General features: G+C 71.7%; 19 protein-coding genes and 2 tRNA genes. 11 read left to right on the top strand and 10 right to left on the bottom strand.

What is annotated here, in order from left to right:
- Window position 1: 1 nt before the first annotated feature.
- The 7 genes from ACIQV3_RS11615 to ACIQV3_RS11585 form a co-directional block, all read right to left on the bottom strand.
- Window positions 2-883: an amidohydrolase family protein gene (locus tag ACIQV3_RS11615; protein ID WP_403712138.1), complete on the bottom strand. Its 882-nt coding sequence runs from the start codon at window positions 881-883 to the stop codon at window positions 2-4.
- Window positions 864-1,205, bottom strand: a complete 342-nt coding sequence (locus tag ACIQV3_RS11610) for an antibiotic biosynthesis monooxygenase family protein (RefSeq protein ID WP_403712136.1) — start codon at window positions 1,203-1,205, stop codon at window positions 864-866. The genes ACIQV3_RS11615 and ACIQV3_RS11610 overlap by 20 nt, the downstream gene beginning before the upstream one ends.
- Window positions 1,206-1,309: 104 nt before the next feature.
- A complete protein-coding gene (locus ACIQV3_RS11605) occupies window positions 1,310-2,203 on the bottom strand; it encodes a DUF2797 domain-containing protein (RefSeq protein WP_403712134.1) in 894 nt (297 codons plus the stop codon).
- Window positions 2,200-2,637: an Lrp/AsnC family transcriptional regulator gene (locus ACIQV3_RS11600; protein WP_403712132.1), complete on the bottom strand. Its 438-nt coding sequence runs from the start codon at window positions 2,635-2,637 to the stop codon at window positions 2,200-2,202. The genes ACIQV3_RS11605 and ACIQV3_RS11600 overlap by 4 nt, the downstream gene beginning before the upstream one ends.
- 116 nt (window positions 2,638-2,753) lie before the next feature.
- Window positions 2,754-3,119 carry a PH domain-containing protein gene (locus ACIQV3_RS11595; protein WP_403712130.1) on the bottom strand — a complete coding sequence of 122 codons (366 nt, stop codon included), beginning with the start codon at window positions 3,117-3,119 and terminating at the stop codon, window positions 2,754-2,756.
- Window positions 3,120-3,363: 244 nt separating this feature from the next.
- Window positions 3,364-3,436, bottom strand: a tRNA-Arg gene (locus tag ACIQV3_RS11590).
- Between the two features lie 262 nt (window positions 3,437-3,698).
- Window positions 3,699-3,789: transfer RNA gene (locus tag ACIQV3_RS11585), tRNA-Ser, on the bottom strand.
- A gap of 186 nt (window positions 3,790-3,975) precedes the next feature.
- Between ACIQV3_RS11585 and ACIQV3_RS11580 the strand changes: the two genes are divergently transcribed.
- The 3 genes from ACIQV3_RS11580 to ACIQV3_RS11570 all read left to right on the top strand — a co-directional run bounded on the left by ACIQV3_RS11580 (window position 3,976) and on the right by ACIQV3_RS11570 (window position 8,643).
- Complete coding sequence (locus tag ACIQV3_RS11580; RefSeq protein ID WP_403712128.1) at window positions 3,976-4,425, top strand: SSI family serine proteinase inhibitor; 450 nt, start codon at window positions 3,976-3,978, stop codon at window positions 4,423-4,425.
- Window positions 4,426-4,544: 119 nt separating this feature from the next.
- Window positions 4,545-8,051, top strand: coding sequence for a PAS domain-containing protein (locus ACIQV3_RS11575; protein WP_403712126.1), 3,507 nt, complete (start codon window positions 4,545-4,547; stop codon window positions 8,049-8,051).
- 13 nt (window positions 8,052-8,064) lie between these two features.
- Window positions 8,065-8,643 carry an antibiotic biosynthesis monooxygenase gene (locus ACIQV3_RS11570; RefSeq protein WP_266956816.1) on the top strand — a complete coding sequence of 193 codons (579 nt, stop codon included), beginning with the start codon at window positions 8,065-8,067 and terminating at the stop codon, window positions 8,641-8,643.
- 52 nt (window positions 8,644-8,695) lie between these two features.
- Here the strand turns inward: ACIQV3_RS11570 and ACIQV3_RS11565 are convergent, their stop codons facing one another.
- From ACIQV3_RS11565 to ACIQV3_RS11555, 3 genes are all read right to left on the bottom strand, one after another.
- A complete protein-coding gene (locus ACIQV3_RS11565; protein ID WP_403712124.1) occupies window positions 8,696-10,345 on the bottom strand; it encodes a long-chain fatty acid--CoA ligase in 1,650 nt (549 codons plus the stop codon).
- Window positions 10,346-10,422: 77 nt separating this feature from the next.
- On the bottom strand, window positions 10,423-12,045 hold the full coding sequence (locus ACIQV3_RS11560) for a recombinase family protein (RefSeq protein ID WP_403712122.1): 1,623 nt from the start codon (window positions 12,043-12,045) through the stop codon (window positions 10,423-10,425).
- Between the two features lie 398 nt (window positions 12,046-12,443).
- Window positions 12,444-12,878 (bottom strand): helix-turn-helix domain-containing protein, encoded by a 435-nt coding sequence (locus ACIQV3_RS11555; protein ID WP_403712120.1) that lies wholly within the window; start codon window positions 12,876-12,878, stop codon window positions 12,444-12,446.
- Between the two features lie 343 nt (window positions 12,879-13,221).
- Between ACIQV3_RS11555 and ACIQV3_RS11550 the strand changes: the two genes are divergently transcribed.
- The 8 genes from ACIQV3_RS11550 to ACIQV3_RS11515 all read left to right on the top strand — a co-directional run bounded on the left by ACIQV3_RS11550 (window position 13,222) and on the right by ACIQV3_RS11515 (window position 18,101).
- Window positions 13,222-13,434, top strand: a complete 213-nt coding sequence (locus ACIQV3_RS11550) for a helix-turn-helix domain-containing protein (RefSeq protein ID WP_403712118.1) — start codon at window positions 13,222-13,224, stop codon at window positions 13,432-13,434.
- A complete protein-coding gene (locus ACIQV3_RS11545) occupies window positions 13,431-13,634 on the top strand; it encodes a hypothetical protein (RefSeq protein ID WP_403712116.1) in 204 nt (67 codons plus the stop codon). The genes ACIQV3_RS11550 and ACIQV3_RS11545 overlap by 4 nt, the downstream gene beginning before the upstream one ends.
- Before the next feature lie 66 nt (window positions 13,635-13,700).
- Complete coding sequence (locus tag ACIQV3_RS11540) at window positions 13,701-14,105, top strand: hypothetical protein (protein ID WP_403712114.1); 405 nt, start codon at window positions 13,701-13,703, stop codon at window positions 14,103-14,105.
- Window positions 14,102-15,208: an ERF family protein gene (locus tag ACIQV3_RS11535; protein ID WP_403712112.1), complete on the top strand. Its 1,107-nt coding sequence runs from the start codon at window positions 14,102-14,104 to the stop codon at window positions 15,206-15,208. Before ACIQV3_RS11540 ends, ACIQV3_RS11535 begins: the two co-directional genes overlap by 4 nt.
- Complete coding sequence (locus ACIQV3_RS11530; RefSeq protein ID WP_403712110.1) at window positions 15,205-15,897, top strand: hypothetical protein; 693 nt, start codon at window positions 15,205-15,207, stop codon at window positions 15,895-15,897. The genes ACIQV3_RS11535 and ACIQV3_RS11530 overlap by 4 nt, the downstream gene beginning before the upstream one ends.
- Window positions 15,894-16,433, top strand: a complete 540-nt coding sequence (locus ACIQV3_RS11525; protein WP_403712108.1) for a hypothetical protein — start codon at window positions 15,894-15,896, stop codon at window positions 16,431-16,433. Before ACIQV3_RS11530 ends, ACIQV3_RS11525 begins: the two co-directional genes overlap by 4 nt.
- 79 nt (window positions 16,434-16,512) lie before the next feature.
- Window positions 16,513-17,403 carry a hypothetical protein gene (locus ACIQV3_RS11520; RefSeq protein ID WP_403712106.1) on the top strand — a complete coding sequence of 297 codons (891 nt, stop codon included), beginning with the start codon at window positions 16,513-16,515 and terminating at the stop codon, window positions 17,401-17,403.
- Window positions 17,400-18,101 (top strand): cell surface glycoprotein, encoded by a 702-nt coding sequence (locus tag ACIQV3_RS11515; RefSeq protein WP_403712104.1) that lies wholly within the window; start codon window positions 17,400-17,402, stop codon window positions 18,099-18,101. Before ACIQV3_RS11520 ends, ACIQV3_RS11515 begins: the two co-directional genes overlap by 4 nt.
- Window positions 18,102-18,257: the final 156 nt, after the last annotated feature.

The following is an 18,257-nucleotide window of genomic DNA, read 5'->3' as shown; positions in this document are numbered from 1 at the left end:
CTCAGGCCAGGCGAAAGAGCCGGGCGGCATTGTCGTGGCAGACGGCGCGCAGCCACGCGTCGCCGAGGCCGAGGCGTTCCAGGGCGTCGAGCTGGTGCTCGTAGGGGTAGGGGATGTTCGGGAAGTCGGTGCCCAGCAGGATCCGGTCGCCGAGGTCGGCGAGCCGGCCGCGGTCCTGTGGCGGGAAGCCGCTGAACTGCTCCGAGAAGTCGGTGAAGGCCATGGTGGTGTCGAGGCGGACCTCGGCGTACCGGTCGGCGAGGTCGAGGAAGTCGGCGTACTCCGGCATGCCCATGTGCGCGACGATCAGCGGCAGCCGGGGGTGGCGGGCCAGCAGCCGGGCGATCGGACCGGGGCCGGTGTGCTTCCCCGGGACGGGCCCCGAGCCGCAGTGCACGACCGTCGGGATCCCGGCCTCGGCGAGGAGCCCCCAGACCGGGTCGAGCCGGTCGTCGGTGGGGTCGTACCCGCCCACCTGGAGGTGGGCCTTGAAGACGCGGGCCCCCGCGGTGACGGCCTGGCCGACGTACTCCCGCACCCCGTCCTCGGGGAAGAAGGTCGCGGTGTGCAGGCAGTCGGGGGTGCGCGCGGCGAAATCTGCGGACCAGGAGTTGAGCCAGGCGGCCATGGCGGGCTTGTGCGGGTAGAGCATGGCGGTGAAGGCCCGGACCCCGAACTCCCGCAGCAGCACGACCCGCTGCTCCTCCTCGTGCCGATAGGTGATGGGCCACTCGACGCCGGTCAGCGGGCCCACCGCGTCGAAGTAGTCCCACACCTTGTCCAGTACGCGCTCCGGCATGAAGTGCGTGTGTACGTCGACCAGCCCGGGCACCCCGAGCCGTTCCCGGAACGCCCGGACGGCCTCAGCCGTCTTCGCGGACAAAGCCGTGGCTCCGCTCGACCGTCGCGACGTGCAGGGTGTAGCTCTCGTACCAGTCGGTGCGGCCCTGCTTCATCGCCGCCTGGTGCTCCATTTCCCCACGCCAGAGGGCCATGGACTCGTGGTCGCGGAAGTAGGCGACGGTGATGCCGAGCCCGCCGGGGGTGCGCGCGGACTCGTAGCCGAGGAAGCCCGGGTTGCCGCTGACGAGCTCGGCCATCCGCTCGAGCGTCTCGGGATATCCGCCGTCCTCGGCGGTCCGGACACTGGTGAACACGCTCATGACATAAGGAGGTTCGAAGGCCCGCACGGGCTGGATGCTCATGCCCACCACCCTCTGTGGCGGGAACGTGGCATGTCCACCGGAAAATGGCTCGGAGCGCCAAAGGGATCCAAGTTTTGACCTTGCCCCCTCCTCTGCCGGTCGGATCAGAACAGCCCGTCCTGCGCGGCCGCGGCTTCCCGCCCGACGGCCGGGATCGGGGCCACGGGCACATCGGTGGCACCGCCCTCCCCGGGCGCCACCAGCTCCCACCCCGCGAGCAGCCGGGTGTCCACGACCAGCCCGTCGGCAAAGTGCAGATCGGGCCCGGCCGCGCCGACGAGCCGGCCGGCGACGCTCCCGCCAGACACCATCTCGGTGATCACCCGGGCCGGGGCGGGCAGCGCGTCGAGCCCGAACACCCCCGCGTGGTCAGTCACCTCGCACTCCAGCCTCTCCAACGACTCCGGCCACCCTTCCAGCGCGGCCGCCCGCGCGTGCAGGGCCGCGACCTCCGCCGCCCGCTCGGGCGCCGGCGGCACGTCTCCCCGCACGGACCGCTTACGGGCATAGGCGATCCGGTCGGGCACGCCCAGCGCGGCCCGCAGCAGCTCCTCCGTCCGACGGGTCGCCATCAGCGGCCCGCGCCCCAGCCAGGCCCAGGCCACCGCGCCCTGCTCCAGCAGCCGGACGGACCCGCGCTCCTCGGCCGTGATGCCGACCTTGACCAGCCCGGTCCCGAACCAGGCGAGGTACACCCGGTAGGTACGCGGATCACCGGCGTTGGTGTCGGCCGCCACCGAGAAGGAACGGTCCAGGCCGGCGCACTCGGGGCACTGGGCGTTCCCGGCCCGGCCGGTCACGCTCCGCCCCGTCGGGCACGGCGTCCGCCGTCCGGCCCGCCGGATGCCGAGGCAGTGGCGCTCCCCCCGGGCGGCGAAGGCGAGCGACTGCCCGTACCCGAGGGGGCTGGTGCGCTCTCCCCGTCCCGGTCCCGGCCCGTACCAGCCCATGGCGGGCCGGCCGTCGTTCCACCGGAGCCCGGTGCACCACCAGGTCACAGGGGGAGCGGTCGCTCGAAGGAGGTTTCCAGGACGACGGTGTCCTGCGTCCCGCTGACACCGTCGGTGGTGTAGACGCGGCGCGGGACGTCCTGCAGCTGCTCGGTGGTGGCCGTGCGGCGGACCTTGACCATCACCGAGGCACTGCCGGCGATGATGTGCGCCTCCTCAATCTCCGCGATGCCGTCGAAGGCGGCCCGCGAGTCGCCCATCCAGGCCGTGGAGCCGACCATCACGTAGGCCAGGACCCCGCTGCCGACGGCCGCCGGATCCACCTCGACCGTGGTCCGCCGGATGACCCCCCGCTCGCGCAACTTGCGCACGCGCTCATGGGTGGCGCCCGCGGAGCGCCCCACGGAGGCCGCCAGCGCCGCGTACGGCTGGCCCGCGTCCTCCTGGCAGCACTGGATCAGCGCCCGGTCGATGTCGTCCACCGAACTCCTCCTCCGCCCCTGCACACCCTGGCGGCGACGCTACCTGATCCCGAATTCACCCCTTGTGGCCGAACAGCATTCGGCCGTCCCTTCCCCCCTGGTCTCCCCCGACCCGGTTAGCGGGCGACGAACTGCGTCAGGATCGCCTGCACCTCATAGATGTCGACGCCCTTGGTGAAGGTCTTCGCTATCGGCGCCGAGCTCCCGGAGAGCCATATCTTCAGCTCCGCGTCCAGGTCGAAGTGGCCGGCGGTCTCCACGGAGAAGTGCGTGATGCTCCGGTACGGGATCGAGTGGTACTCGACCTTCTTGCCCGTCACCCCCTGCTTGTCGATGAGCACGAGCCGCCGGTCGGTGAACAGGATCGTGTCGCGGATCAGCAGGTAAGCGGCGTGCACCTGCTCCCCCTGCCCCAGCAGTCGCGCGTACTCGCGGTGAGCCGACGCCGGATCCACTGCATGCGCGTTCCCGAACAGTCCCATGTGCGTTCCCCCTGCTTTCCCGGTGAACCGTCTCCGGTGAGCCGATCCCTGGCGAGTCGATCTCCAAGAACCGTAGCCTCGCCCGTCCGCACCCCGCGTCCCCCGGCAGAGCCATCTCCCCCCGTAACCCCCCGGAGCCAGGTCTCATCACCAAGGAGGAGGAGAGGGGGGAGGGGAGGGGAGGGGGAGAAGAGAAAGCACAACGCAAGAGGCCCCCCGGTGAACCGGGGGGCCTCTTGGGCTGTGCACTCGGCAGGATTCGAACCTGCAACCTTCTGATCCGTAGTCAGATGCTCTATCCGTTAAGCTACGAGTGCTTGGCCGGCCGGGGTTTTGCGCCCCGTTGGCCTTGCGAGAACAACAATACATGGACCTCGCCGGGACGCGAAATCCATTAGGTCCACCCGCTCTGACCTGCGAAAACGGCCTAGAAGAAGATCATCCGGTTGGTTGCCGGGGCGTCCTCGGCGCAGCTCCGCGCGGGCAGATCCCGCCTCCCTGAACCCGCCATCCCCCGAACGCGCCGAACCCCGAACGCACCGAAGCCCCGGTCCGCAAGGACCGGGGCTTCGTGAAGTGCGGAGGCGGAGGGATTTGAACCCTCGATGGGGGGTAAGCCCCAAACCGCATTAGCAGTGCGGCGCCATAGACCGGACTAGGCGACGCCTCCAGCACACCCCCGCGTACGAAGGTGCGTGCAGATGATGACACAGGCCAGGGGCCCGTCACCAATCCGCTCCCACGGTACAAGGAGGGCGGCCCGCAGAGCAAAGCCTTAAGCACCCCCGTATGCGGAACGTCGGCGCCCGCTCGTCGTTGGTCTGTCGTACGACGTACGGACGACCTGGAGTTCCCCATGCTGCGTCTCGCCGCTTTCGCCGTCACCTCCGCTCTGGCCGCAGCGGCGGCGGGCCCGGCCGGCCCCCTGCCCCCGCTGCCACCCCTGAGCCGGCTCCTGGCCGCCCCCGCGCCCGCCCCCGACCGGCTCACCATCGTGGTGGCCGACACGGGCAACCCGCGGGCGGACGGCGAGTACCGGCTGGAGTGCGACCCGCCCGGCGGGAACCACCCGCAGGCCGAGGACGCCTGTGCCCGCCTCGAAGCCCTCGCGCGCGAGGGGAAGGACCCCTTCGCCCCCGAGCCCAAGAACCAGCTGTGCACCATGCAGGACGGCGGCCGGGCCACCGCCCGGATCACCGGAACGTGGCACGGCCACAGGGTGGATTCCGGGTTCCGCCGGACGGACGGCTGCGAGATCCGCCGGTGGAACGACTTGGAACCTGTGCTTCCACGTGGGCGTTCCTGACCTGGGAGGATGCGCCGCTCGGGCGGTATGCGCCGGACATCCGCCCCCTCGCCGGGAGCCCGTGCGCTTAGACTCCTCCCGTGACATGCCGGTAGTTGTGGTCAGGGAGGAAGCTCGTCGTGAGCAGCAGGCCATCCCGAGGCGCTGCTCGCCTCGCAGCAATACTCGACGCTCTTCCGGACGCGCTGTTGCTCGTCAACGCCAACGGCACGGTCGTCAACGCCAATTCGATCGCCCTAGAGGTCATGGAGAGCCCCGGAACCGGGCTCGTCGGCCGGGGCGTGCTCGACCTCCTGCCCGAGTTCGACTCCAAGCTGATCCCCGGCTCCATGCGCCGGCCCGGCGAGGACGAGGGCGGCCGTGCCCGCCCGAAACGGATGGTCGCCCGCCGTACCGACGGCAGCGAGTTCCCGGTCGAGGTCACCGCGGCCCACCTCGACGGCCGTGACGCCTACCGCGAGCCGCAGCCCTCGTACACCGGTGACGAGCTGCTGATGCTCGTCGTCCGGGACCTCTCCCAGACGGTGGACACCGAGGCCGAGCTGGCCCGCTCCCAGCGCCAGACCGAGATGATCCTGCGCGCCGCCGCCGAGGGCGTCGTCGGCACGGACACCGACGGCAGGGTCGTGCTGGTCAATCCGGCCGCCGCCCAGATCCTCGGCTACCGCGCCACCGACCTCGGCAACCGCGAACTGCACGGGCTGGTCCAGCACTCGCGCGCCGACGGATCGCCGTTCCCCTTCGAGGAGTCCCCGCTCGCCGACACCCTGCGCAGCGGACGCAAGCACCGGGTCCGCGGCCAGGTGCTGTGGAACAAGGCCGGGCAGCCCGTCGCCGTGGACCTGACCACCTCTCCCGTACGGGACGGGGAGCAGCTCGTCGGCGCCGTCATGACCTTCACTGACCGGCGTTCCTACGACGCGCTGGCCGCGCGCCACGCCCAGTTGCTGTCCGTCCTCGGCGACTCCCTGCGGGGACCGCTGGAGGAGCTGCGCGGCGAGCTGGCCACGCTGGCCGCCGACGACGCGGGACAGCTGTGGCCCGAGGCCAACCAGCTCCTGCACCACCTGGCCGCCGGCTACTCCCGGATGACCACGCTGGTCGACAACGTGCTCTCCTTCCAGCGCCTCGACGCGGGCGGCGAGAAGCTCGACAAGAAGAAGGTGCTGATCGACGGGGTCGTCGCGGCCGGTGTCGACGGCGCGGTCGAGCTGATCGGCCCCGGGCGGGCGCAGTTCGCCGTGCACGCCCCGACCATCGAGGCCGAGGTGGACGCGGAGCGGATCGCGACCGCCCTCGCGCACCTCGTCGCGGACGTCGCCGGGGTGGACGCCACCGGCAAGACCCGCCAGGGCAGCGGGTACAGCGACTCGACGATCGTGGTGGCCGCCGCGCAGCGCGGCGAGGTCGTACGGATCGAGGTGCGCGGACCGTACGAGGGCGGCAACCCGGTGCACGAGCCGATCGTGCGGGGCATCGTGGAGGCGCACGGCGGTGTGCTGCAGACGGTGGAGGTACCCGGCGCGCCCGGCGGGGCGTACGTACTGGAACTGCCGCTGGGCGCGGGAGCCGGCACGGTCACCCTGCCCGAGCCGAAGGAGGCCCCCCCGGCCGAACCCGGGACCCAGCCCGGGACCGAGGGCGGCCCGGGGCAGGTCTCCGGCGGCCGGCGGGCCCGGCGCGGCGTGGACGCGTTCCTCACCGACGACGCCGATGAGGCAGCCGGCGCCACCGGCCCCGACGCGGCCACCGGGAAGGGGGCCGACCGCGGCTCCGGTACCGGCCTCGCGAAGGCGGGGCAGGCGCCCGACGGCGGGAGCGCGCTCGCGCTGCCGTCCGGGCGGCGCCGGGGCGGCGAGGCCACGGCCGTCGCCCGGCCCGGCGACGGCGCTCCCGCGGAGCTCGCCCAGTCCCCCGTGAACCCGGCGGGTCTGGGCGGAAGCGGCACGGGACGGCGGCGCGGCCAGAACGGCGACGGCAGCGGCGGCAACGGCGGCAACGGCAACAACGACTCCGGTGGCGTCAACGACCGCCCGGGCGGCCCCGGGCGGCCCGTGCCCCCGCAGGGGACCGCGGTGCCCGCGCTCCCGCCCGTGCCCGTGCCCCCGTTCCCGGGGCTCCCCGTTCCGCTGACGGAGCACCCCGCCGGGCGGCGGCGTGCCCTGGGCGCGGCCGGAGCGGCGCAGCCGGGCGGCCCGGTGCCGGCGACCGGGCTCGGGCCGACGCCCGCGCCGATGCCGGCTCCGGTGCCCGCGGCTCCGTCCTCCCCCGCTCCCGCGCGGCCCATCGCCCCCGAGGGCGGCTTCGCGCTGCCCGCCGGGCCGACGCCGGCTCCGCAGCCGCCGCAGGCCCCCGCCATGGCCGGCTCCGCTGCCGCCGCCGCTGCCGAAGCCGACGCCGCGGGCGGGCGGCGCGGGCGCCGGGTACTGGGCGCACCGCCCGTCACCGACTCCGAGGGTGCCGAAGCCGCCGCCGGGCGGCCTGACGCGAGCGCGCAAGGCCCCGTAGGTACCGAGGCGCATCCCACCGGGCGGCGGCGTGCGCTGCCCGCCACCCCGGCCTGGCCGGTTCCGGCGGCCCGTACCGCGCCCGAGGACTCCGACGGCAGCAGCGGGCAGATCGCCGTACCCGGAGCCCGGCAGCCGCAGGACGCCCCCGCGGAGGCCGCCGGGGCGCCGATCAGCGTCCGCGCGCTGGGCAGCCTCGGCCAGGACGGGGGGTCCACCGACACCAACGGCTCCGGCCGGCGGCGCCGGCTCGCGGAGCCCGCGCCCGAGGGCCGTGCCTTCGCCATAGGAGCCCCCGAGGAGGGCTCCGCCGAGGGCCCCGAGCCGCTGGACGGGCCCGGTGGCGCCGTCGAGGTGGTCAACCGGACCGTGCCGCGTCCCGTGGACGACGAACTGCCGCCCGAGCCGCTGGACAACCCGCGCCGGCTCCTGGTGTGGCCGGCTCCGGACGCGCAGACGCAGGCCGCGCTCAGCGACCGCGGCTACCGCCCGGTGATCGTGCACTCCCGCGAGGAGGTAGACGCGCAGATCGCCGCGTTCCCCGCCGCGCTGTTCGTGGACCCGCTGACCGGGCCGATCACCCGGACCGCCCTGCAGTCGCTGCGTCAGGCCGCGGTGGCCGCCGAGGTGCCCGTGCTGGTCACGGCCGGGCTGGGGCACGCCACGCGCGAAGCCGCGTACGGCGCCGATCCGGCCGTGCTCCTGAAGGCGCTCGCGCCGCGCGACAGCGAGCAGCATCCCTCCCGGGTGCTGCTGATCGAGGAGCACGACGAGATCGCGACCGCGCTGACCGCCGCCCTGGAGCGGCGCGGCATGCAGGTCGCGCGGGCCGACGCCGATACGGACGCCGTGGAACTGGCGACCCGGATGCGGCCGAACCTGGTGGTGATGGACCTGATGCAGGTGCGTCGCCGCCGGGCCGGGATCGTGGACTGGCTGCGCGCCAACGGGCAGTTGAACCACACCCCGCTGGTCGTCTACACGGCCACCGGGATCGAACCGGCCGAACTGCCGCGGCTGGCCTCGGGCGAGAGCGTGCTGTTCCTCGCCGAGCGGTCCACCACGGCGGACGTGCAGGGTCGCATCGTGGACCTGCTGGCCAAGATCGGCACCAACTAGTCATTCTGGCCGCATGGCCATCATCGACACGAGCGAGCAGACCGTCCCCGCCGACAACGGGGAGGTCAGCCTGCTCATCGCGCGACAGGTTGATCCGGGCCACGAAGAGAACTTCGAGGCCTGGGCCCACGGGATCCTGGAGACGGCCGCGGCCTTCCCCGACCACCTGGGGTACGGCCTGTTCCGCCCGGCCGTCGAGGGCGGGCCATGGTTCCTGGTGCACCGGTTCCGCAACCAGGCGGCCTTCCAGCGCTGGCAGGACTCCGCCGAGCGCGCCGCCTGGTTCTCCAACTGCCTCGGGCACCACCACACCGAGATAGCCCGGCGCGAACTGCACGGCATGGAGACCTGGTTCGCGAAGCCGGGTACGGCCCGGCCCGCGCCGCCGCGGTGGAAGATGGCCATCAGCTCCGGGCTGGCCATCTTCCCGATCTCGCTCGCGGGCAACGCGCTGCTCGGGCCGTACCTGGTGAACCTGCACTTCGTGCTGCGGACGGCCGCGTTCGCCGTCGTCTTCAGCACCCTGATGACCTACGTGGCCATGCCCGCGATCAGCAAGCTGCTGCGGCCTTGGCTCACGCGCGGCCAGTAGCCCCGCGGGGGGCCGCGGGGGGGGCAGCCGGGGACCCGCGGGGACCGGTGACTCAGTCGAGCTTGGTGACGTCGAGGACGCCGTCCGCGTACTGCTTGCGGATCACCTTCTTGTCGAACTTGCCGACGCTCGTCTTCGGCACCGCCTCGACGATCGCCCAGCGCTCCGGCAGCTGCCACCTGGCGATCGACTCGCCGAGGAAGGCGCGCAGTCCCGCGTAGTCCACGGTGGCGCCCTCCTTCAGGACGACGGTGGCCAGCGGGCGCTCGTCCCACTTGTCGTCGGGTACGGCGACCACCGCCGCCTCGGCGACCTCGGGGTGGGCCATCAGCGCGTTCTCCAGCTCCACGCTGGAGATCCACTCCCCGCCGGACTTGATGACGTCCTTGGCGCGGTCGGTGAGGGTCAGGAAGCCGTCGGGGCTGATCACGCCGACGTCGCCGGTCTTGAGCCAGCCGTCCTCGCTGAACTTGTCCTCGGGGCGGAAGGGTTCGCCGGCCGCGCCCCCGTAGTAGGCGGCCGCGATCCAGCTGCCGCGGACCTCCAGCTCGCCCGCCGACTCGCCGTCCCATGGCAGGAGGTCGCCGCCGGGGCCGACCAGGCGGGCCTCGACGCCCGCCGGGAAACGGCCCTGGGTGATGCGGTACGGCCACTCCTCCTCGGGAGTCAGACCGGCCGGCGGGTGGGCCATGGTGCCCAGCGGGGAGGTCTCGGTCATCCCCCAGGCGTGGTTGAGGCGCACGCCCAGCTTGTCGTAGGCCTCCATCAGGGCCGGCGGACAGGCGGCGCCGCCGATGGTGACCTGCTTCATCGAGGTCAGGTCGCGCGGGTTGGCGGTGACCTCGGCGAGCAGGCCCTGCCAGAGGGTGGGGACGGCCGCGGCGTGCGTGGGCTTCTCGCGCTCGATCATGTCCGCGAGCGGCGCGGGCTGCAGGAAGCGGTCCGGCATCAGCATGCTGATGCCGGTCATGAAGGTGGCGTGGGGCAGGCCCCAGGCGTTGACGTGGAACTGCGGGACGACGACGAGGGAGGTGTCCTTGTCGGTCAGGCCCATCGACTCGGCCATGTTGACCTGCATCGAGTGCAGGTAGATCGACCGGTGGGAGTAGACGACGCCCTTGGGGTCCCCGGTGGTGCCGGAGGTGTAGCACATGGCCGCGGCTTGGCGCTCGTCCAGTTCGGGCCAGTCGTAGGTGTCCGGGCGGCCCGCCAGGAGCTCCTCGTACTCGTGCACGCGCACGCCGAGGCCCTCGAGGGCGGAGCGGTCGCCGATGCCCGCGACCACGACGTGCTCGATCGTCGGCAGGTGCGGCAGGAGCGGGACGAGCAGCGGCAGCAGGGTGCCGTTGACCAGGACGACCTTGTCGGCCGCGTGGTTGACGATGAAGACCAGCTGCTCGGGAGGGAGCCGCAGGTTCAGCGTGTGCAGGACCGCGCCCATGGAGGGGATCGCGAAGTACGCCTCGACGTGCTCGGCGTTGTTCCACATCAGTGTTGCCAAAACACTCCCGGGCTCCACGCCCAGTTCATCGCGTAGCGCGTTCGCGAGCTGTGCGGCGCGGTCGCCGATCTCGGCGAATGTCCGGCGGTGGGGCTCTGCCTCACCGGTCCACGTCGTCACAGTGGACTTGCCGTGGATCCTCCGGCCATGCTCCAGAATCCGGCTGATGTTGAGCGGTACCTCTTGCATGGTGCTGTACACGCGGCGTCCTCCCGGTGGGCGCTGTCGCTCCGTCGCGACGGTGGGAAGATTCTGCGCACGTACCATGCGGTATGTCACTACCTCGCGGTAGCTTTCTTGGGGTTCGACCACGGGTCAGGCTCCCACCGGGCGTGAACCTCCACCCTGTGATTCTCGGCCCCTGGCCCGTACCTGATCAGGGCGACTCGACGTATGAGTTTCCGCAAGATCAGGTTTCTTCCCCGAGGGTCGAGGCTTCCCCACTCGGCGAGGGTGCCGCGTATCAGGGGGACGAACTCCGCCCGGTCCGGTAGCGGTGCCTCTTCCGGGATGCTGTCGAGTAGCTGCTGTGCGTCGGCCCTCTTCTTACGGATGAGGTCGGCGGCCTCCTCGTACTCTCCCGGGCCGTAGTCGTTCGGGTTGGCCGCGCGCTCGGCGCGAAGCCGGGCGAGTGCCTGCCGCTGCTTGTCGACCTCAGCCTGTGCTTTGGCGCGCGCCGTGATCCTCTTGGCGGCCTCCTCGTTCGCCTTGTTCTTCTCGTCGGTGGCGTGGGTCTGCGGGGCGGTGTCGATTCCCTGGGCGGCCTTCTCTGAAAGCCACTTGAACACCTCGCCCTCGACGAACTTGCGCTCGACGAGAACGCCCTCGCATGCCAGGGCGCCGGCCTTAGCGCGCTTACTGCACCGGAACGCGTGGCCGGGAACGTTGACGCCTTCGCGGCGGGCCGTGTTCATGCTGGTGCCTCCCCGGCATCCGCCGCACTTGCCCAAGCCTGTGAGTTCGTAGATCCCGTCCCGGGAGCGCGGCGCGGTCGCTTTCACCTCCTTCCGGCGTATCAGGTACCGCTCCCAGAGGTTGAAGTCGATCAGTTCCTCTTGGGCGCCCTGGATGTAGACGTGGTTCTTACAGGTCCCGTCGGTCTTGCGGCACCGGCACTCTGGGTTGTGCACAGTGAGGAGCCCGGCGGGGAAACCACTGTCCATGTAGCGGGTGAGAGTTTCGGTGCTCCACAACGCGCCCTGCGTGGTGCGGTGTCCGTCCTGGTTGAGCTGGCCACACAGCTTGGTGAACCCGTACCCCTTGACGTAGTCGCGGTAAAGCTCGGCGACTACGGGGCCGATGCCGGGTTCTGGCTCGTACTTCTCCTGTTGCAGCGTGCCCGTGGTCGGGTCGTAGCGGCGGTGCCATATGTACCCGAACCGCTTGCGGCCCTGGGCGGGTAGCTGGAGCTTGTAGCGGCGGTGGTCGTGGGTCTCGCGCCACTGCTCTCCGGCGCGATCCGACTCGAACGCGGAGAACTCAAGGATCATGCCTCGCTGAAACCGGCCGATGGCGGTGGAGGCGTCGATGGGTTCGGTTGCGGATTCCAGGTCCCCGCCGGCCTGCTGGAGCCGGGCGAGGTTGATGGCGTTGCCGGTCCGGTCGCGGCCGAAACGGGAGTACCGCCAGACTGCGACGCCTCGGGCCTCGCCGGCCTCGACGCGCTCGATGCACGCCATGATCTTGCGTTTGAAGTGGCGGCCGGAAACGTCGAGGTCTTCAACCCACCCGATGATGCGTCGGCCGCTGCGCTTGGCCCACTGGGTGATTGCGTCCCGCTGGAGCTCGGGACTGATCTTCTCCTCTTTCCACGTCGAGACGCGGATGTACGCGAGCCATGGCTCGCCGTCCTCGTCTTCCGTGGCACCGTGGAATGTTGCGGGTATGTCGGACAGGGTCACTGCGGCTTCCCGTTGATGGGCCCCTCTGCGTTCTTCGGCGAGGGGACTGCGGACAGGTGGACGGGGGCGTCCTGTGCGGGGGCGCCCTGGCCGTGGCTGTCCGGAGGCGGGGTAAGCAGGAGTCCGCGTGCTGCGTGGTTGAGTCCAAGCCAGTAACCCTCTCGGTGGTGGGAGGTGGCGGAGTTCTGGACCTGCTGCTGTGAGCGGCGGGCACGGGTGATGATCACGAGCGGCACGGCGCTGAGAGCCAGTCGCAGGCCGCTGCACGCGAGCCGATTGCGGGGGCCGGCGGCGTTAGCAACGAACGCGACGAGGCCGCCAGCGAGGGTTACAGATGCGGCAGCGGTGGCCATCTGTTCGCGGGTGATCATCATTCGGGGTGGTGCCTTCCTGGATTGCTAGCCGCTGTTGCGGGCGCGCGACTTCGGGCGCTGCGGCTGGGTTGGTTCTGTGGCTCGTAGGCCCCTGACGGTGCGGTCGAATGCCGCGATGCCATCAGGGCTGGTGATGCCAAGCTCGGCGGCAGCCTGCTCGGTGGTGAGGGCTTCGGGTGCCACGTGGCGCAGTGCGTCTAGGTCTTTCTGGGACACGACGCAGGCGCGTACGAGGAGTTCGGGGAAAGGGACGTTGAGCGCTTTGGAGAGCGCTCCAAGGGTGCGGGGGTCAGGGGTTCCGCTCCCGTTCAGGAGTCTGGAGACCGTCGGCTCGCTCATGTCGGCGTCCCTGGCGAAACGCTTTTGCGCGCCTCGCTCGGAATAGCCGCGACGGTCCAACATCTCCCGGAACCAAGCGATGAAGGTCTCGGGTGTGTGGTCGACGGGATCTTGTGTCATGCGTGAAATGTATCGCGCATGAAAGGTGGACAGGTCAAGAACCGGCAATGAGCATAGCCCGGCTCCCCCTTCCACCCGTTCGGGCGACGGAATCACGCGTCCAGATGGCTCGAACGTGTTTTCGAGTGGAGCCTACGGGAGGCCCTCGTAACTGTCACCTCCGTAACGCTGCGTGCACGCTGAGGCGTAAAAACCTGACCTACTGACCAGTTACGTCCCATTTTGGATCTCAACTTCGAAACCAAACAGTTGCCTGCACAACTGATTTCAAACGTGAAAGGAACATGGTACGTTTCTTTCATGGAAGCGAACGAGTCAGTTCGTTTCGGGAAAGGAATCTGCCATGTCTCACGTCTCACAGGCCCTGGTCGCCGCCGCGCACGCCAGGGGCGACCACACCACCATCGAGATGGCGCGACGCATGGACGTGCCGTACCTGACCGTCTACCGATGGGTAACCGGCCGGAACACCCCCGGCCCCGCTGGCCTCGCCGCCATCGAACGGACCTACGGCCTGACCACCGCCGCGCTGAACCCCCAGCAGGTCGCCGCATGAGCGAGCCACTGATCACCCGCGAACAGGCATTCATCGAAGCCCGATGGGCTCTGGACGTCGCCCGCGAACGCCGCGACCGCGACCGCGCCGCCGGACGCCTCGACCCCGCCGCGGAACTGGTCCTGCGACGCATCGAGCGCGAAATGCGCGCCGAGCAGGCCACCGCCCAGGCCAACGCCGCCGACCGCGCCGCCGCCTGAAACACAAAGGGGGCCGCCCCGGACTCGACCCGGAACGGCCCGCACGCCCACCACAGGAGATAAGACGTGTCCCCCGACGCTACCCCGGGCCTCCCCATGATCGCCCCGCAGCTCACCGCCGACGGCCGCGCCGTCCGCTGGCCAATCGCCGACCGCCTCGCCCCGCTGGTCGACGACCTCGCCCTCGCCTACGCCGAGGACCCCGACGGAGTCGGCCAGCTGCTCGCCGACCACGCCGCCCACGTGAGGCGCCTCGACTTCGCGCAGTGCAGCGAGGACATGCCGGAGTACGAGCGGTGCATCCGCGCCGCCCAGGCCGACAGCACCCGCGACGCCCTGCTCGACGAACTGCCGAGGACCCCCCAGGTCGACGCCCTGCTCACGCCGGACGACGCGATCACGTACGCCACCCGCCTTACCAAGCTCGCCGCCTTCTCCCGCCTCACCCGGAACAGGAACCCGCGCCCGTGACCGTGACGACTCTGCCCACGCCGCTTACCGACCCCCGCGTCTCGCCGGAACTCGCGGCGCGCCTGATCGAAGCCGTCACCGCGTCGGCCTCGCTCCCGGCCCCCGCCCCTACCACCTACGAGCCCGCCCCCGACGGCACCCCGGCCAACGCCCCGCGCATCTTCGCCGCGATCAACGCCGTCATGCGCGACACGATGCCCGTGGGGAAGAACCAGAAGAACACGCAGCAGAACTATGCATTTAGAGGCATCGACGACGTCATGAGCGCGATGGCCGGCCCGATGCGAGCGCACGGCGTGTTCATCCTGCCGACCATCGCCGGGCAGCGGCAGGACCGCGACGGGAAGATGACCCGGACCAACATCACCATGCGCTACCGCGTCTACGGACCGGCAGGTGACTGCCTGATAGCCGAGGTCCCGGGCGAAGCGTTCGACATCGCGGACAAGTCGACGAACAAGGCCCAGTCGGCCGCGCTCAAGTACCTCTTGTTCACCCTGTTCATGCTGCCCGTCGACGGGCGCAGCATCGATGACGGGGACCGCGACCACCCCGTACAGCCGACGCCCGAGCACCGCGCCGAGTACGCCCAGAAGCAGCAGCAGCGCCAGCAGCGCGGACAGGCCCGCCAGCAGCAGCGCCCGCAGCAGCCGCGCCGGTCCGAGCGCGCCGAGCCCGGCCCGTGGGAGCAGCCGCCCGCCCCGGCGCCCGCCCAGCCGGCCACCCCGCGCCGCGACTACCTTGCCGAGGCCACGGCCGCGCAGACCCCGGCGCAGTTCGACCAGGTGCGCGCCGCCGCCGTCGCGGCCGGGGCCCCCGCCGACTTCCTCGCCAGCCTCGACGCCGTCGCCGCGAAGAAGCGCGCCCAGGCCGCACAGAAGCCCGGCGCCCAGCCGGAGGCCCCGGCCGCCGAGGAGGACCAGGAGCACGCCGCCGCGCTCGGCGAGATGTACGACGCCGCCAAGTCCGCCGGACTCGACCGGGCGGAGGCCGACCAGGCGTTCGCCAGTCGGCACCAGTGCCAGCCGGCCGCCGCCACGATCGCCCAGCTTCGCGAGCAGCGCGACGACCTGCTCGACGCCGTGAGGGGTGCGGGCGCATGAGCGAGCCGTCCGTCGCCGAGAAGATCGCCCAGCACCACCACGACGTCATCACCGAACGCATCGGGGTGCAGCGCCTCGCCGTCGAGGCCGGGGAAGTCGGCGACCACGACCAGGCCCCCGCCGCCGAGGCCGAACAGGACGCCCCGACACTGCGCGAACTCGCCCTCGAAGAGGCCGCCCTCGACCTGCTCGCCGCCCGGGTCGCGACCGCCAAGAAGGACGTGCGCGCCCGGATGCAAACCGCGCTGGACGCCGCCGCCCGGCGCGACGGAGTCGAGCGGGTCGTCGCGACCCTCCCCGATGGCGAGATCGTCGCAACGATCTCTCTCCGGGCGGGGGCGACCGGACCGGTCGTCACCGACGAGGAAGCCCTCGCCCGATGGCTCCGGCAGACCTACCCCGCCCAGGACTGGACGACCACCCGTGTCGTCCGCGAGGTCCGTCCGTGGAAGCTCGCCGAGCTGGTCGCGCAGATGGACGCCGCCCAGGCCGCGCGGATCGTCGACCCGGAGACGGGCGAGTTGCACGACGTGCCCGGAGTGCTGATCAAGCCCGTCCGCGCCCGGACGCACTCCCTGCTGTGGAAGAAGACCGGCAAAGCCGCGGTGGGTCAGGCGTGGCGCTCCGGCGCCCTCACCCGCTACATGGCCGCGCTCACCACCGCCCCCGAGAAGGAGTCGACCCAGTGACCACCGCCGCCGCGCCCCTGCTCGACTCCCCGTCGGCCCCTCCCGCAGGTCTGGCCGCCGCGTTCGCCGACCGCACCCGCACCACAGGGGACGGACACCGGGTGTGGACCGCCGGATTCAACGGGCACGGCGTCGGCCGCTTCCAGCACGCGGGCACCTCGTACACCGCCCGGCAGGCCGCGTTCATCCTGCGCACCGGCCGGGCCCCCGTCGGGCAGGTCAAGCCGTCGTGCGACGTTGCGGAGTGCTGCGAGCCCGACCACGTCGACGACCGGCCCACCCGCCAGCGCGACCGGGCCGCCCTCGCCAGCATCACCGGCATGGCGCACCGCGCCCCATCGTGCGACCACGACCAGGCCGTACACGGCCGCCACCGGACCGACGGGCGCCGGTATTGCGACGCCTGCAACAACCGGGCCAAGAGGCAGACCCCTTGCGAGCACGGGAACCCCCAGTGCGGCGCAGAAACGGTTCGCCTCTACCCGTGCGGCTTCCGGTGCGACGAGCACCAGCCCGCCCGGACCCGCCCCTACTAGGTCCCGCGCCCTTCCCGGGGCGAGGCCGGCCCCGCGCCCCTCGCCCCGGGCGCACCACCCCCGAAGGAGACAGCACCCCGTGACCCTCGATGCTCAGGCATGGGTGTGGGACCACAGCCGCTCACGTGGCAACGTGCGAGTCGTCATGCTCGCCCTGGCCGACGCCACGACCGACAGCACGGCCACCGTGCGAATGGGCACGACGGAGATGGTCCGCCGGGTCAACGCGCACAAGACGACCGTGCTGGCCGCCGTCGACGCCGCCCTCGAATCGGGCGAGCTGGAGGTCGAGACGCCCGCCGCAGGCAGCCGCGCCACCACCTACCGGATCCCCGGGGCCGTCGGATACAGCCGCGCCACTGGTCGTGAATCCCGACCACAACCGACCCCGGGCCAGCGGTCGGAAAGTCCGACCACTAACGGCTACTGGTCGGAGAACGCGACCACTGCGGCCCCCGCTACTGGTCGTGAATCGCGACCGGTAGCCGAGGACCCCGAACAGGGCTTGTGGTCGGAGAACCCGACCACTACTGGTCGGGAATCGCTACCCCATCACTCACCCATAGATGGAGTGAATGAAGGAGTGAGGGAAGGAGCGCCCAGCAGCGTTCCGCCCGAGTTCGCCCGCGAACTGGTCGACAAGATCACCGCCGCCCAGATCTACCCGGCATGGGACCTGCGTCCCGGCGAGTGGTTCCAGGTCGACGCCCTGCTCAAGCGGTCCGGGGTCGACATGCTCGCCGCCGTCGCCGTCAAGGCCGCCAGCAAGCGCGACGTGTCCCACGCCCGGTACTTCCTGCGGGCATGGCTCAACCTCCCGCCGGCCGCCGCACCCGGCACCGTCCCGCCGCCCCGCACCGGGGCCGACGTGATCCCCCTCGACCGCACCCCCCGCAGAGGCAAGGCCGCCAACGCCGCCGCCATGTTCGCCACCGCCGCCGGAATCACCCCCCAGGAGCACCACCGATGAACCGCACCGAAGTCGGCGCCCTGCTCGCCTACGCCGTCCGCCTCGACCCCCGCCTCGCCCCCGAGGACCAGGCCGCCGCCGATGAGCGGCTCGACCAGTGGGCCGAACTGCTCGCCGAGGTCCCGCCGACCGCCCCGCACCCCGATGGCCGCCACTGGCACGCCGGACACGTCGTCAAGCAGTACATAGCCACCAACCCCTACCGCATCCAGCCGAGCGACATCGGGAGCAAGTGGGCCGCGTTCCGCCGCGACACCCTCGGACGGCACACCGACCCCGTCCCGGCGGTCGACCCCGACAACGCTCCGGCCTACCGGGCCGCTCTGGCCGGCACCCGCCGAGCCGTCGCCATCGGGCAGGCTGCGCCCGCCGTCTACCGCGAGTTGACCGGGGGCAGCACCCGCGACGAGCGGAACGAGTTCGCCGCCGCCCGCCTCGCCGCACTCGGCGACTACATGCCCCGCACGGTCAAATCCCAGCTTGCCCCGCTCCGCCGTCGCCGCGCCGAGCGCGAACGCCTCGCCACGGACGGACTCCCCGACCCGCTCGGCGTGCCGTGCCCGTACGAGACGTGCCGGGCGCGCGCCGGTCACCCCTGCCGAGGGGGCGGGAAGAAGCGGCACGAGCGCGCAACCCCCCACCCGTCCCGTGTCGACGTCGCGACCGCGCAGCAGAACGCCCAGCAGGCCGCAGCGTGAACCGGGCCCCGCGCGACCAGCCGGCGCGCGCCGAGGACCCCGACGAGGACGAGCCGAGCCCGTACGCACGGCTCATGACCCAGGGCCCGACCGCATCGGACCACCGTGGCCGTCTCCGAGGCCGCCACGTCGTCAACGGACGCGGCATCCGCTAAC

The sequence above is a fragment of the Streptomyces sp. NPDC099050 genome (genome assembly GCF_044759865.1).
GTDB lineage: Bacteria > Actinomycetota > Actinomycetes > Streptomycetales > Streptomycetaceae > Streptomyces.
Note: the sequence above shows the minus strand (reverse complement) of the source record. Positions and strands in the feature narration are given on the sequence as shown.